The organism is Ferruginibacter paludis, from assembly GCF_030409685.1.
GTDB lineage: Bacteria > Bacteroidota > Bacteroidia > Chitinophagales > Chitinophagaceae > Ferruginibacter > Ferruginibacter paludis.
Window position 1 is genome coordinate 172832 of record NZ_JAUFQJ010000015.1, and the last position, 16463, is coordinate 189294.

11 protein-coding genes are annotated in these 16463 nt (G+C 42.2%); 4 read left to right on the forward strand and 7 right to left on the reverse strand.

Annotated features, from left to right (window positions below; translation table 11 throughout):
- Positions 1–5: 5 nt before the first annotated feature.
- Positions 6–884, reverse strand: coding sequence for a glycoside hydrolase family 16 protein (locus tag QWZ08_RS21585; protein WP_290339642.1), 879 nt, complete (start codon positions 882–884; stop codon positions 6–8).
- Positions 885–1114: 230 nt separating this feature from the next.
- Here QWZ08_RS21585 and QWZ08_RS21590 point away from each other — a divergent pair, with 230 nt between their 5' ends.
- The 4 genes from QWZ08_RS21590 to QWZ08_RS21605 all read left to right on the forward strand — a co-directional run bounded on the left by QWZ08_RS21590 (position 1115) and on the right by QWZ08_RS21605 (position 8117).
- A complete protein-coding gene (locus QWZ08_RS21590; RefSeq protein ID WP_290339643.1) occupies positions 1115–3865 on the forward strand; it encodes a DUF1553 domain-containing protein in 2751 nt (916 codons plus the stop codon).
- Positions 3866–3945: 80 nt separating this feature from the next.
- On the forward strand, positions 3946–5454 hold the full coding sequence (locus QWZ08_RS21595; protein ID WP_290339644.1) for a DUF1501 domain-containing protein: 1509 nt from the start codon (positions 3946–3948) through the stop codon (positions 5452–5454).
- A 74-nt stretch (positions 5455–5528) separates the two neighbouring features.
- Positions 5529–6458: a sugar phosphate isomerase/epimerase family protein gene (locus QWZ08_RS21600; protein ID WP_290339646.1), complete on the forward strand. Its 930-nt coding sequence runs from the start codon at positions 5529–5531 to the stop codon at positions 6456–6458.
- A gap of 234 nt (positions 6459–6692) precedes the next feature.
- Positions 6693–8117, forward strand: coding sequence for a c-type cytochrome domain-containing protein (locus QWZ08_RS21605; RefSeq protein ID WP_290339647.1), 1425 nt, complete (start codon positions 6693–6695; stop codon positions 8115–8117).
- A gap of 4 nt (positions 8118–8121) precedes the next feature.
- On the opposite strand, the gene QWZ08_RS21610 is transcribed toward QWZ08_RS21605, so the two are convergent.
- From QWZ08_RS21610 to alaS, 6 genes are all read right to left on the reverse strand, one after another.
- Positions 8122–9246 carry a TlpA disulfide reductase family protein gene (locus QWZ08_RS21610; RefSeq protein WP_290339648.1) on the reverse strand — a complete coding sequence of 375 codons (1125 nt, stop codon included), beginning with the start codon at positions 9244–9246 and terminating at the stop codon, positions 8122–8124.
- Between the two features lie 9 nt (positions 9247–9255).
- Complete coding sequence (gene gatB / locus QWZ08_RS21615; protein ID WP_290339649.1) at positions 9256–10755, reverse strand: Asp-tRNA(Asn)/Glu-tRNA(Gln) amidotransferase subunit GatB; 1500 nt, start codon at positions 10753–10755, stop codon at positions 9256–9258.
- Positions 10756–10842: 87 nt separating this feature from the next.
- Positions 10843–11943 carry a PDZ domain-containing protein gene (locus QWZ08_RS21620; RefSeq protein WP_290339650.1) on the reverse strand — a complete coding sequence of 367 codons (1101 nt, stop codon included), beginning with the start codon at positions 11941–11943 and terminating at the stop codon, positions 10843–10845.
- 236 nt (positions 11944–12179) lie between these two features.
- Entirely contained in the window at positions 12180–13064 is an 885-nt protein-coding gene (locus tag QWZ08_RS21625; protein ID WP_290339651.1) for a bestrophin family protein, read from the reverse strand.
- 50 nt (positions 13065–13114) lie between these two features.
- Positions 13115–13624, reverse strand: coding sequence for a GNAT family N-acetyltransferase (locus QWZ08_RS21630; protein ID WP_290339652.1), 510 nt, complete (start codon positions 13622–13624; stop codon positions 13115–13117).
- A gap of 64 nt (positions 13625–13688) precedes the next feature.
- Positions 13689–16310: an alanine--tRNA ligase gene (alaS, locus tag QWZ08_RS21635; RefSeq protein ID WP_290339653.1), complete on the reverse strand. Its 2622-nt coding sequence runs from the start codon at positions 16308–16310 to the stop codon at positions 13689–13691.
- Positions 16311–16463 lie beyond the last annotated feature (153 nt).

Genomic DNA, 16463 nt, shown 5'->3' on the forward strand with positions numbered 1-16463 from the left:
CTACCTCATTTATTAAATGGATGATAGGACATCCAATCCACCTCCAGTTCGTAAGGTTGATTTGGTTTTTCTATTGAACTGGGATTAGTTTGAACGGGCCAGTTGTTCGTGTGCCAGAAGTTCATCCTGTAATGGCTATGATTTTGCGGTATCCCCCTTTGCGATCCCTGGTAATCCCACAGTATAATTTTTTCATTGGTCACAGGGTGCAATATCCACCAGCGCAGGCGGTCCGGGTACCAGTCAAAACCATAGGTATAAAATTTTAAAGAAGCATTGTAACCGGGTATCGGTGCGATGGATGCCGGCTGACTTTGCATCCCAGTCAATTGCTCACTTGCGCCATTATAATTTTCTTTATACTCCGTGGTGTAAATGATTCCCTTGGCCAGGTTGATGGTGCGGCCGATTCTTTTTAAAGTGCTTTCGTGTCCTGTCCATGTTCCAATATAAATTACTTGCGGGTCAGCAATTAACCATTCAAAATCGATTTCACTGAGGCCGGGAATGCTATCAACGTGATAGGTAAAATACCCGACCACTGCTCCGGCATTGGGCTGTGTTTTTACAACATCAGGTATTTTAAGCCTTGCTGAATAAGTGCCAAAATGGGTAAAGTTGTTTGAAATAATTTCTGGTCCACGCCCGGGCCCGGCAGAGTCCGTCGGATCAATCTTAAAAGAAAGTATTTTAGTACCTTGTTCTGTGATTGAATTTACTCCGAGTGCCTTTTTAAAATCAGCAGCATTGCCAGTTGAGCCATACCTGAAAATTTTTGAAGCAGGGTTATTGAAATTTTCAACAAATGATCCCTCCTCTTTAATTTTTTGAGCCTGGATAAAATGGTAATTCAAGAAAAATATCATTATCAATAAGTACTTCACGTGTCTTTTTTTTATGTCAATAAATGGCTGAACTGTACAAAAAAGATTCAACCTGATGGAAGATTATTATGGTTATTATTAACTCTAAATTTACACAGAAACTTAATAATACAGCAGTCAGATTCTTCGGGTCAATTCGTGCATATACACCAAATAATTTTTTAAAAACATTCTTCCATACAAAGTTTTAACTTTAAGGGTAACATTTATACTCAACCTGCTCTTCCGGCATGCATAAAAAAATCATCTTTATTGTTTTGATATTGGTTGCCCTGGCGGCGAGCAGCTGGCTGATCGGCATCCGGAAATCAACCATCGATTTTACAACCCAGGTAAAACCTATCATCAATAAAAATTGTATTACCTGCCACGGCGGGGTAAAACAGAAAGGTGGTTTTAGTTTATTGTTTCGAGAAGAAGCGCTGGCCAAAACCAAATCAGGCAAACAGGCGATTATACCCGGTGATCCTGAACACAGCGAAATGATCCGCCGTTTAACCCTGAAAGATCCCGAAGAACGGATGCCTTATAAACATGATGCACTCAGCAAAGAAGATATTGAAATCTTGTCAACCTGGATAAAACAGGGTGCAGCCTGGGGCCAGCACTGGGCCTATGCCCCGGTAAAGGAAGTCGCTGTTCCACAGGCCAAAAGTTTCTTTGGTTTAATCAATAAAAAAAGTGACTGGGTAAAAAACGAAGTTGATTATTTTATAGAACAAAAACTGAATGAACAGGATTTAAAACCATCGCCGCAGGCCGATAAAAAAACGCTGTTAAGAAGGGTTAGCCTGGATTTAATTGGTATGCCGTCTTCAGAAAATATTGCGCAGCAGTTTCTGAATGATAGCAGCAACAAAGCCTATGAAAATCTGGTTGACTCCTTACTGGCTTCGCCGCATTATGGTGAAAAATGGACCAGCATGTGGCTTGATCTGGCACGTTATGCCGACACCAAAGGCTATGAGGCAGACATGGGCAGAAACATCTGGAAATACCGTGATTGGCTCATCGAAAATTTCAATGCAGACAAACCCTATAACCAATTTTTGGTGGAGCAAATTGCCGGCGATTTGTTGCCGGATGCAACAGACGATGACTATATCGCCACCGCTTTTCACCGCAACAGCATGACAAATGATGAAGGTGGAACCGACAATGAAGAGTTTAGAACCGCCGCCGTAATGGATCGGGTAAACACCACCTGGCAGGGATTGATGGGCACTAGTTTTGGTTGTGTGCAATGCCACAGTCACCCGTACGACCCGTTTAAGCATGATGACTATTATAAGTTCATGGCTTTTTTCAACAACGCAAGAGATGAAGACTCTCAAGCCGATTATCCCTTGTTGCGGCAATACTCCGGCAGGGACAGCGCCACCATTTTTCGCTTAACAAAATGGATTACCGGCAATTCATCGGCTGATACAGCCAAAGCCTATTATACTTTTTTAAAAACATGGCAGCCAACCATCAACTCCTTGCAATGTAACCAGTTTGTAAATGCAGCCCTTGTAAGTAGCTGGTATGCAGGCATGCGCAATAATGGTTCCTGCAGGTTACAGCATGTTGATCTCAGCAATAAACAGGAGTTATTGTTTCGCTATACTTCGTCTGTAAATAATGGTGTTTGGACCATTCATACCGATTCTTTAAACGGTCCGGTTTTAACTACCGTACAAATTGCGCCGGTAAAAGAAGGCTGGAAAATTGCCAATACTAAAATCAAAGCGACCAATGGCTTTCATGATCTCTATTTTACCTATAAAAATAGCAGCCTGAAGACACCGGAACAAACCGGCGTTTTGTTTGAATGGTTTCGTTTTAAAGAAGCCTTTCCCGGCAAAGAAAAACCGGGATACGATTCTGCCTACAGCTGGTTTTGGCAACTGGTGAACGCAAAAGTTACCACAACCCCGGTGATGTTTGAAAACCCACCGGACATGCATCGTACTTCGTATATTTTCAATCGTGGTAACTGGCTTGTAAAAGGCGACGCGGTGGAACCGGATGTACCTAAATCGCTCAACCCTTTTCCTGCCAATGCACCCAAAAACAGGCTTGGCCTGGCCATGTGGTTAACGGCAGAACAAAACCCATTAACAGCCCGAACCATGGTGAATCGTATATGGGAACAACTGTTTGGAAACGGACTGGCAGAAACGCTGGAAGACCTGGGTTCGCAGGGCATTGCGCCAACGCATGTTGAACTGCTTGACTGGCTCAGTTACCGGTTTATGCACCAGGATAACTGGAGCGTTAAAAAACTGATCCGTACAATTGTGATGAGTGCTGCCTATCAGCAGGATTCAAAACTCCCGCCTGAATTACAGCAAAAAGATCCTTACAATAAATTATATGCCCGCGGATCAAGGGTACGTTTATCAGCCGAACAGGTCCGCGACCAAAGCTTAAGCATCAGCGGCTTGCTGAACCAGGCAATTGGTGGTCCCAGCGTTTATCCCTGGCAGCCAAACGGTATCTGGCTTTCGCCCTGGAACGGTGAAGAATGGCAACAGCCAAAAGGAAACGAACAGTATCGCCGTGCACTGTATATTTTCTGGAAACGTTCAGCACCTTACCCATCTATGATGACATTTGACGGTGTGGCACGTGAAGTGTGTACCGCCAGGCGCATCCGCACCAATACACCTTTGCAGGCGCTCACCACATTGAATGATTCTGCGTATATTGACATCGCAAGAAACTTCGCTTACCGTATTCAGGCCGTTGCCGGGAAAGAAACCAGTGAGCAAATAAAAAAGGGATTTCAGCTGGCAACCATGCATGATATTGATGCAAAAAGTTTACAGGCTTTATTAAATTTATACAACACTGCTTTCAATAAATTTAAAAAAGATGAAGAGAAAACATGTGAGCTGATTGGAGCACCGAATGAACACAACAATCCGGAAACAGCCGCATTAACGGTCGTGGCCAATGCAATGCTGAACCTGGACGAAGTGGTGACGAAAAACTAGGGAACAATTATGAGTGATGATTTATAAATGATGTTATAGAGCAGAACTAATTGCAGTAGATAACACAACAAACTATTACAATGACACAAAAACAATTACACCAGCAGCGGTTGATAAGGGAGGCTGAAAAAGCCGTGATGCAGATGAATACCCGCCGCCACTTTTTAAAAGAAAGTGCAATGGGTTTGGGTGCGCTGGCATTGGGCTCGCTGTTTGGAAGCTGCGCCGGCAAAGGGCCGCAGAGCAGCAGTGTAGCGTTTGATCCTGCTCATCCGCTGATGCCCAAGTTGCCGCCTTTTGCCGCCAAAGCAAAAAGCGTGATTTACCTGCATATGGCAGGCGCCCCATCGCAACTGGAGCTGTTTGACTACAAGCCCGAGCTGATGAAAATGGATGGACAGGATTGTCCGCAGTCATTACTGGAAGGAAAGAAGTTTGCTTTTATCAGAGGTGTTCCTAAAATGCTGGGGCCGCAGGCAAAGTTTGCGCAGCATGGCAACTCCCGTGCATGGGTAAGCGAAAATATGCCGCACCTGGCTTCTATTGTAGATGAAATAAGTTTTTTAAAAGCAGTTACTACCGACCAGTTTAACCATGCACCGGCACAGCTGATGGTGCATACGGGTTCGGCACGTTTAGGCAGACCCAGTATTGGATCGTGGGCTACTTATGGCTTGGGTACAGAGAATCAAAACTTGCCCGGATTTGTGGTGTTAACCAGTGGAGGAAAAAATCCCGATGCAGGTAAAAGCGTGTGGGGAAGCGGCTTTTTGCCAAGCGTATACCAGGGCGTTCAATGCAGAAGCGAAGGCGATCCGGTATTGTTTATTAAAGATCCGGAAGGTATGGACAGGGACCTTCGCAAAGCAAGTATTGATGCCATTAACCAGGTAAATGCAGAAGAATATAAAACCTACAATGATCCTGAAATTTTATCAAGGATATCGCAATATGAAATGGCTTATAAGATGCAGATAGCTGCACCGGAAGTGATGAACATTAACAATGAGGCTGCTTATATTCATGAAATGTATGGCACCAAACCCGGCCACGGATGTTTCGCCAACAATGTACTGCTTGCAAGAAAATTAGTGGAGAAAGGTGTTCGCTTTGTACAATTATTTGACTGGGGCTGGGATAGTCACGGTACCGATGCCAGCCTTGCAATTGACCTCGGCTTTATCAATAAATGCCGCTCGGTAGATAAATGTATCACGGCTTTAATACTTGATTTAAAGCAACGAGGTTTGCTGGAAGAAACGTTGGTGGTTTGGGGTGGTGAATTTGGCAGAACGCCGATGATGGAAAACAGGGAAGGCAAACAAAATCCTTACAAGGGTAGGGATCATCATACAGAAGCATTTACCATGTGGATGGCAGGCGCCGGTATCAAAAAAGGGTTCTCTTATGGAGAGACAGATGAAATTGGTTATAGCGCCATCAGTGGTAAAGTTGAGCCCTTTGATATTCAGGCAACGATTTTAAATCAACTGGGTTTTGATCATGAAAAACTAACCTATGATTTCCAGGGAAGGCCATTCAGGTTAACTGATACGAGAGGAAAAGTAATTACTGATATTTTAAGCTAGTATTGTGAGTAGTGAGTGCTGAGTGAACGATTGCTCAAAACTCACTACTCACCACTGACCATTTACCACTGACCATGCTGTTAAACCGAAGAAACTTTCTACAAACAACCACATCTGCAACAACGGCGTTATTGCTTACTTCGCTGGATGTATTTGCCATACCACAAAAAATCAATCAAATGAATACAGGTTTTCAACTGAAAGTACTGGCTACCAACTGGGGCTACCAGGGAAGCATAGACGCTTATTGCGCCAAAGTAAAACAGGAAGGGTACGACGGTATAGAAATATGGTGGAACAATTCACAAAAAGAAACCGATGAATTATTTGCTGCACTTAAAAAGTATAACCTGGAAGTAGGCTTTCTTACAGCCGGTCATCAAAGCAATTATGCAGAACATTTTTCCAGCTTTAAACAGATGGTTACAGCTGCTGTTACCAATAAAGTACAATCGCCTTTATACATCAATTGCCATAGCGGTAAAGATTATTTCAGTTACGAAGAAAACAAGGCGCTGATTGATTTTACTATGGCGCTGTCAAAAGAAACGGGGATAAAAATTTGTCACGAAACGCACCGTTCGAGGATGCTTTTTGCGGCACCGGTTGCCAAAACATTTATGCAGCAAATACCCGGCCTGCGCATTACAATGGATATATCGCACTGGTGCAATGTGAGTGAAAGCTTACTGGCTGATCAGCAGGAAACGGTGAATCTGGCAATACAGAGAACCGATCATTTGCATGCCCGCATTGGCCATGCGGAAGGGCCACAGGTAAGCGACCCGAGAGCGCCGGAATGGGAGGAAGCGGTAAAAGCGCATTTTGCCTGGTGGGATACTGTGGTTGCCATCAAAAAGCAAAAAGGAGACGTACTAACGGTACTTACAGAATTTGGTCCGCCGGATTATATGCCCACTGTTCCTTTTACCCACCAGCCACTAGCTGATCAGTGGGCTATTAATGTTTATATGATGCATTTGTTGAGAAAGAGATATTTGTAACAGTCTTTTGATAACGGAGGGAAATTTGGTTATGCACAGAAGACTATATTTTCCTTTTTATATTTGGATGTAACACGTTGTTTCCTTGAAGTATTGTGATTAGTTATTGCATATTGCTGAAGATGTACAAGGGAGTGACACAACGATGCTGATTGGAAAACAACTGCTTGTAACAAAACTCTTTTACACTAGCAGGACAAGCCTTTTTATTTTGCCTTAATAAAAATTTATCTGTTGAAACTTTTATCTGTCATTGAATTTTTTGGTCATTTTCATCCGCTGCTGGTGCACTTACCCATCGGTATTTTGTTCGTCGCATTGTTGCTGCAGTGGATGAACCGTAACAACCAATATGCAGCACTTGCCCCGGCAATTCCGGTTATTTTGCTGGCTGGTTGTTGTATGGCTTTTGCTTCCTGCATTACAGGCTACCTTTTATCAATAAGTGACGATTACGATGAATCGCTTGTAAGCTGGCACATGTGGATGGCCATTGCGGTAACATTGATTTCGCTGGTTTTGTATGCCAAAGAAAAAAATCCGGCTTTTGCTATTAATAAAAAAATACTTTCGGCCGGGTTGTTTGTGTTACTGATGATTACCGGCCATTTGGGCGGATCGCTTACACATGGATCGGATTATTTGAGTCGCCCGTTGCAGCAAATTTTTAGCAACGATACTTTGGCGAATGCGACAATTAAGCCCATTGCCAATGTGCAGGAAGCCATTGCTTATACTGATGTAATTGTTCCCATTTTACAAACCAAATGTTACAGCTGTCACAACGTCAATAAACAAAAAGGCGGCCTGCGGATGGATGAAATAAGCCTGCTGATGAAAGGAGGAAAAGATGGGAAAGTAATAACGCCAGGTAATGCAGATGCAAGCGAATTGATAAAAAGATTGTTGCTGCCAACAGATAACGATCACCATATGCCGCCAAAAGAAAAGCCACAGTTATCAGAGAGCCAGGTTGCTTTGCTGCATTGGTGGATTGCCAACAACGCCGACGCACGAAAAAAAGTAAAAGACCTTGCACAAACGGATAAAATAAAGCCTGTTTTACTAGCCTTACAAAGCGTTGCTGCAACACAAAAGCCAAGAACAGATATTCCTGCAACCACGGTTACCAAAGCAGATGAAAAAATAATTGATCAGCTGAAAGCAAGAAATATTGTTGTGTTGCCAGTTGCCCAAAACACCAATTATTTAATGGCCAATTTTGTAACAGACAGTGTTGTTGACAAAGCAGATTTGCAACTATTGCAGCAATTAAAACCACAACTCATTTGGCTGAAATTACAGAATACCAATATTGCGGACGAACACATTTTACAGATTGCACAGTTGACCAATCTTACCAAACTCGATTTATCAAACACTTTTATTACTGATAAGGGCTTGGCACAACTGGCAGCAATTTCCGGCCTGCAATATTTAAACCTGGTGGGCACAAAAGTTACTGCAAGCGGTGTGGCTCAATTAAAAACACTTAAAAATTTGCAGTGGTTGTACTTGTACAAAACAGGCTATACTTCACAAGACTGGAGCACAATAAAAACGATGTTTCCTAAAACAATGATTGATACCGGTGGATACCAGGTACCATTATTGAAAGAAGATACCACACTCGTAAAAGAACCGGTAAAAAAATATTAAGCGTTTATTTTAAAATCCCTGCCAGTTTGCTTTCAAGCGCATCGCCTCTTAAATTCATGGCGATAATTTTTCCTGTTGGGTCAACAAGAACGTTGTAAGGAATTCCATCAAAGCCATACAATTTAACAGCAGCGCTGCTCCAGTATTTAAGATCGCTGATATGATACCAGTCCAGGCTGTCTGCCTTGATGGCATTTTCCCATTGGCCTTTATCCTGGTCAAGCGAAACGCCTAAAACAGTAAAGTTTTTATCTTTGAAAGTATTGTATGCTTTTACCACATTCGGGTTTTCTGCCCGGCAGGGAGCGCACCAGCTGGCCCAGAAATCTACCAGCACATATTTACCTTTCAGCATACTCAATGCAAATGGTTTGCCTGTTGTGTCAGGCAAATTTATTTCGGGCGCCATACCGCCTTCGTGCGGCTTTGCCTTGAATTGCGCAATAAGTTGATTGTACTGCGCAACCATGCTGTTCAAAGCCATATGTTTTGGAAACCTTGCAGCAAGACCGGCGACAGGTTTTTCTAATTTATCGGGCTCAATGGTTTGTGAATATCCCAACGCAAACATTGCCACAACAGGGTCTGTGGTGGTGTCGACATACTGGCTGATAAAATGATTGTATACCACTTCCTTTTCCGCCAGCTCATTTTTGTTTAGAGTTAACAGGCTATCGGACTGACCTGAAGCGGTCATCTGCCGCAGTTCGGCCGATTTATTTTCAAGTGCTATTCTTTGTGAACGGATGCCGTCAAGGAATTTTTTTAATGAAGCATTTGCGGGAGAGGCAAATGTGCCTGCCTCAGTAGCAAGTTTGTTGTAATCGGCTGTAAAACCGATTTCATCTTTATCATTGATCAATACAAAAAAGGCGCTGTCTTTTTCCAGGCGAATGCGGTACAACCCTTCTTCCACCGCCAGTGCAGATACTGTAAAGTGACCATTTTTTATCTCGCCAGTGTCCAGCACTTCCGGATTCTTTTCACTGAAAAACAATTCTTCCAGGTATATTTTTTGATCAGGCGCATTGCTGATCTGTCCGTTTACTATAAATTTTCCCGGCTCATTTTTATTATTGCATGATAATAAAGTGGCAGCACACAAGGCAATCGTTAATAAGTTTTTCATTCCGGTTGTTTAATTTAATTTTTCTGCCAATAATTTATTTACAAGATTCATATCTGCTTTGCCCTTGCTTAATTTTTTAACTTCGCCTACAAATAATCCGATCAGGCCTTTTTTACCACTTTTATATTCCTTTACTTTTTCAGGCATCTTAGCAATTACTTCGTCAACCCAAACAGCAACCGAGCCTGTATCGCTTTCCTGCAGCAGGTTTAAGGTGGTGGCAAGGTGTAAAGGTTCCTTTCGTGGATCAACCAATAAAGCATTAAATATTTTTGAAGATGCGATACTGAAATTCACCTTGCCTTCATCCACCAGTTTAATCAGTGCACTTATTTTTTCGGGCGTTAACGGAAAGTCTGACAGATCAATACCCCGATCGTTGCAGTAAGATTTTACAGGACCCATCAGCCAGTTAACTACGGCTTTGTAATGATTGGTATGTTGTATGGTCGCTTCAAAAAAATCAACGAGTAATTTATCACCACAAATTACCTGCGCATCATACACTGGTAAATTAAATACCGAGATATACTTTTTTTCCAGTTCTTCAGGCAGCGCAGGCAATGCATCTTTTACCTGTTGTAAAAATTCATGCGTGATGTTAAATGGGGTGAGATCCGGGTCAGCAAAATAGCGGTAATCATCTGCTTCTTCCTTGCTGCGCAACGAGAAAGTGGTGTTGTTATCCGCATCATAACTTCTTGTTTGCTGTATCACTTTTTCACCACTTTCTACAATATCAATCAGGCGATTTACCTCTACATCAATGGCACGTTTTACGTTGCGGATGCTGTTTAAGTTTTTCACTTCTACCCGGGTGCCCAGCTTTGTTTCGCCTTTTAAACGAATGGAAATATTGGCATCGCAACGCATACTGCCTTCTTCCATATTGCCATCGCAGATATTAAGCCAGCGCACGAGTCGACGCAGTTCTGTTACATAAGCAAAAGCCTCTTCACTGCTGCGCAAATCGGGTTCACTTACAATCTCAAGCAAGGGAACACCAGCACGGTTTAAATCAATGGCAGTATAATTTTCATCTACATCATGTAAACTTTTGCCGGCATCTTCTTCCATGTGGATTCGGTTCAGCCGGATGTGGCGTTCGGTATCTCCGGTCTTAATCCGCACTGTACCGTTTTTACAAATGGGCGTCGTATGCTGGCTTACCTGGTAGCCTTTGGGCAAATCAGGGTAAAAATAGTTTTTGCGGGCAAAATAATTTTGCTGTTCAATTTCACAATGCAGTGCGAGCCCCAGTTTTACAGCATATTCAATGGCCTGTTTGTTCATTTTGGGTAGTGTGCCCGGGTGCGCCAGTGTTATAGGACTGATATGGGTATTGGGTGCAGCACCAAAGGCAGCGCTGTCGCCACAGAACAATTTGCTTTTGGTAAGCAGCTGGGCGTGCACTTCAAGCCCGATTACAACCTCGTATTTATCATTTTTTATCACGGTTGCAAATGTACAAAGAAGTTGGTGGCTATTTTCTAAAGGAGGAAATTTCAAATGCCCTCTTTTAGATAGGGTAAACAAGAAATCCATCCGCCAATGGCCGCGGCCACAGACGAATGGATTTTACATGGAGGTTTTCGTTTATAAGTTAGCGGTCTTCAGTTTTTTCGGAATCTTGATATCGAAATTCATTTCTGTTCCGTTTCTCTTCGCTTTGATGGTGTAGGCAGATTTGTCGGCTACTTCCTGTAACTGCTCCCTTGCATCATCTGTATTGCTTATTTTCTGACCGTTTATTTCAGTGATTACATCGTCTTTTTTAAGACCGGCTTTTTGTGCAGCGGATGAATCTTCTACGTCAATTACTTTTACATTTCCACCTTCTTCTGTATCCTGAATTTTTAATCCCAACCTTTTTTGCCGCGGAAACATGCCGCCTATTATGTCCTCATTCGGGCCAAAATTAAAATTGTCATCCATATTGAAATTCCGGAACATGTCACCATCGGGCATTGGTCTTACCTGCACACGGGGAGCTTTAAAACCACGCGCCATCGGACCGGAATTGTCGTATTTAAAAACCATATTTCTTTCTTCAATCCGGTCGCCCAATACAGCCTTAACATCCTTTTTTTTGCCATCCCTTATGTAGGCTATTTTTATTTCTTCCTTTGGTTTTTTATTGCTGATGATTTCAGCCAGTTCTCCGGCATCACTTACTTTTTCATCGCCGATTTTGGTAATGATGTCATCTTTTTTTAAACCGGCTTTTTCAGCGGCGCTTTCTTTTAGTACTTCCACAATTTTAGCGCCTTCTGCAGTTTTTTCTGTTGTTACGCCAAGGAAAGGCCTGTGAGCACCGGGGCCTCTTTTCATTCCCTGTAAGCGGTCAAGACCAGCAATCTCTGGCATTCCATCCGGGCCGTCAAAATTAAAAGTCATATTTCCTCCATGATCGTCGCGGATGATGAATTTCCTTTTATTGATGGTTACATCTGCATCATTAAAATCAGACAAAGGCTTTCCGTTGATGGTAACTTTATCACCGTCAATTTCAACATTCAGTTTAACGGGTTTATCACCATTGCTTTTAATAATAATTTCCTGTGTTTCTTTTTTTTCTTTTTTATCCGGTTTTGTGATGTAGTCTTTTGAGTCTTGTTTAAGATCCTCCTGCGCTGATGCAGTAAATGACAAACTAATGAAACCTGCTGCCAGTGCGGTAAAAATTATTTTTTTCATGTTGGTTGATTTGATATACGAAATATTTAGTAGTTCAAATGTAGGTAGAATTTTTTAATTACGAATTTATTCGCAGATTATTTAATTGGTTTAACAAAATTTTTAAATCAGGCAGGGGTAGGAACATGCCGCAGCCTGTTCCTACGGTGCAAAAATGGTATGCCGTACAAGAGGGCGACGCAACAATGATGACCATGGCTGTATCCTGGCCCGGACAAAAAATTGCCTTACAAAAATTAAATCAGTTCGGCAATGTGTTTATGAATATTAAGTGCAATTTTATCTGTGGGCACATCATTTTCATCGTTGCCAAACGGATCTTCGATTTCTTCGGCAATCAGTTCCAGGCTGGCTAGTACATAAAAGATAAAAGCTACTACTGGTATTACGTAGTACCCGAGGCTGAATACATAACCGAAGGGTAGAGTCATTACATAGAAAAAGATGAATTTTTTTATAAATACGCTGTACGAAAAAGGGATAGGCGTGTTTTTTATCCGTTCGCAAGCACCGCAGATATCAGTAAAAGATTGCAGCTCTGCATTGAGAATGATGAGCTGATCGCCATTAATTTTTTGCTCTTTATACAATTGCTGAATATGCCTGAACATAAGTAAGGCAACCTGGTTGGGAATGTGTTTTTCTGTATCGATGTGTTTAAAAATAGGATGCCTGGCATCTTCTTCAAACAGTTCAATTCTTGTTTTTTCTGCTTTTAAGTGATTGCGCAAGGCATATGCGTAGGCCGGAATTATTTTCCTAAAAAAGAGGCGTTGCTCCTTATCTTCTTCAGACAAAATTACAGTAAGTTTGATGGCCAGGTTACGGCTGTTATTGACCAGGCTGCCCCAAAGTTTGCGGCCTTCCCACCAGCGATCGTAGGCGGTGTTGGTTCTGAAAACAAGCAGCATGGATATTGCAAAGCCAAGCAGGCTGTGCATAAGCGGAATGTTTTTTAAAAAGCTATTTGCGGAAAGCTGAAAATATTCCATCTCCACGTAAGCAATAATACCTGAATAAATACTGATGCCGATAATCAGGGGGAACAACCGGCGAAAGCTATCTGCTTTGTGAAAGCGGAATATAAATGTAAACCACTCTTTAGGATTGTAGCTGATCATGAATTATCATTTTACCAAAGATATTTGTTTACCGATTGCGGCTATAATTTTTATAATGATTCAGTGGCACGATATACTTTTACCTGCACCTTGTCTTCCATAATTTCTTTTACATACTGCATTCCAATTTTTTCAAGTACGTTTTGAGATGCGGTATTATCAATGTGAGCCTTACCAAAAATTTCCTGCAGGTTCAATTGATGGAGGCCGTAGTTTAATGTATGCTGTGCCGCCTCGGTAGCATAGCCTTTGCCCCAATGAGGCGGCGTAAAGCGATAGCCCAGATCTATTTCATTTGTTGATTGCAGCCATTTTAAACCGCACCAACCAATAAAATCGTTGTTGTGCCTGGTGTGAACAGCCCAGCGGCCCAGGTTATTTGCATATTGAGGCAGGATGATATTTTGCAATACATCCGCAGCCTCTTGAACATTCGTCAGTCCCGGTTCATGAATGTACTGCAGCACACCTGGTGCACTATTGAGCGCCAGTATCAGCGGCGCATCCGCCATGGTAAACTGGCGCAAGACCAGGCGGGGAGTTTCTATAATTATTTTCATGACATGTAATAAAAAAGGGAAGCCATTACAACTTCCCTTCGTTAAAAAAATAAGAAGTTGATTTTTATAATAAGGATTTTACCTTTTCAATAATGGTTTTAAAATTACTTACATCCTGTCCGCCTGCAGTGCCCAGGTTTTTTTGTCCGCCCCCGCCCCCTTTTATTAAACCGGCAACCTGCTCTTTGATGATCCTGGTGGCATCCAGGTTTTTTGCTGCTACCACCGTATCTGCGATACCAATGGCCACAAATGCTTTACCGTCTATGTTGCTGCAAAGCACTATCACGCTGTCGTGTAAGTGGCTTTTAAGATCAGTACATAATTTTTTAAGCGCATCTGCATTGCTGACTTCTATGATGGCGCCAACAAAAGTTACGTTGTTGATGATTTCATCCTGCTGTAATAATTCATTGCGGATACCTACCAGTTGCCTTGCTTCCAACCCTTCAATGCGTTTGGACAACAGGCTGTTTTCCGATTGCAGGTATTGAATGGATTTCGGAATATCTTTTGAGTTTTTCAGCAGCCCACGAATTTCATCCAGTGCAACAAATTGTTCATTTATGTAAGATTCTGCTGCTGCACCACAAACGGCTTCAATTCTTCTTACACCAGCTGCCACAGCACTTTCATGCTGTATTTTAAATATACCGAGCTCGCCCGTACTTCCCACATGCGTACCGCCGCAAAGTTCAATACTATACCCCGGGTCCATAATCACTACCCGCACAATATCACCATATTTTTCTCCAAACAACGCCATCGCACCCAGCGCTACGGCTTCATCCTTGTGCATGGATTTTATCACCACCGGAATGTTTTCCCTGATTTTTTCATTTACCATTTTTTCTACCGCAGCAATTTCTTCGTTGGTTACTTTGGCAAAATGGCTAAAGTCAAAACGCAGGTAATCATTGTTTACCAAACTTCCTTTTTGTGCTACATGCTTGCCCAGCACCGTACGTAAAGCCGCATGCATTAAATGGGTAACGCTGTGATGCACTGCGATGGCTTTTCTCCTGGCTGTATCTACTTTTGCAGTAACAGCTGTTTCAATTGCAGCAGGTAGCTTATCTGTAAAATGAATGATCAAATCATTTTCTTTTTTAGTGTTGGTTACTTCGATGGCTTCATCACCAAATTGTAAAACACCTGTATCGCCCACCTGTCCGCCACTTTCAGCATAAAAGGGTGTGGTATCCAATACCAGCTGATATTGTTCCTTTCCTTTGGCTGTTACTTTTCTATACTTGATTATGTTGCTCTTTGTTTCCAGCGAATCGTAGCCAACAAATTTGTTGCTGACATCATCAATCAGCGTTATCCAGTCTTCTGTTTCTAAAGAAGTGGCTGCACGGCTTCGGTTTTTTTGTTGCTGCATTTCGGTTTTAAAACCAGCCTCATCTACTGTTAAATTATTTTCTGCTGCAATCAGAATAGTAAGATCAATCGGAAAACCGAAAGTATCCAACAGTTCGAAAGCGGTAGCGCCGTTGATCGTTTTCGTTTGCTGTGACTGTGCCATCGCTTCCTCGATCTTCCTCAAACCCTTATCCAGTGTTCTTAAAAATGCCTCTTCCTCTTCTTTAATCACTCTTGCTACAAAATCCTTTTGTGCATTCAATTCTGGAAAAACATTTTCAAATTGGGTAGCAATTGCAGGCAACAGCTGAAACAGCAATGGCTGCTTATAATCCAGGTAAGAATAATAATAGCGCACAGCTCTGCGAAGTATGCGCCGTATAACATAGCCTGCGCCTGTGTTTGAAGGCAACTGTCCGTCTGCGACACAGAAACTAATGGCCCGTATATGATCAGCTAAAACCCTGAACGCAATGCTTTCTTTATCATCACCAGCTTTATATTCTTTCTTTACTATTTTACTTATTTCGGCAATTGTTCCCGTAAAAACATCTGTATCGTAATTACTTTGTTTGCCTTGTATCACTCTTACCAATCTTTCAAATCCCATCCCGGTATCTACATGTTTTGCCGGTAATGGTTCCAGGCTGCCATCTTTTTTACGGTTAAACTGAATAAACACATTGTTCCAAATTTCAATCACCTGCGGATGATCGTTGTTTACCAAACTTGCGCCTGCTACCTGTTTTCTTTTGTTGTCGCTTCTGCAATCCACATGTATTTCGGTGCAAGGGCCACATGGACCGGTATCACCCATCTCCCAAAAATTATCTTTTTTATTGCCTAATAAAATACGGTCTTCAGCTACATACTTTTTCCATTCATTGTAAGCTTCTTCATCTTTTGGCAGGCCTTCTTTTTCGTCGCCTTCAAAAATGGTTACGTACAATTTATCTTTATCTAACTTGTATACTTCTGTTAACAGTTCCCAGCTCCATTCAATGGCTTCTTTTTTAAAATAATCGTCAAAGCTCCAGTTGCCGAGCATCTCAAACATAGTGTGGTGATAGGTATCTACGCCTACTTCTTCCAGGTCATTGTGCTTGCCACTTACCCGCAAACATTTTTGCGTATCCGCAGCCCTGTTATAGGGCGCTTTTTTATTGCCCAGAAAATAGTCTTTAAACTGGTTCATGCCCGCATTGGTAAACAATAGGGTCGGGTCATCTTTTAAAACGATGGGGGCCGAAGGCACAATGGTATGTCCCTTTGATTGAAAAAAATCAAGAAATTGACTGCGTATCTGTGCACTCGTCATCATAACCTGCTGTTTTGGGTTGATTTTTGCAATATAAGCGTCTATATTTGTAGACGGTAAAAAAACTGTGGCGCAAAGGTAAGGAAAAGCTTATCCTTGGTATAGAGGTTGGCAACGGATAATAGCAGTAAGCATACAATTTTTTTAGCAGGCATT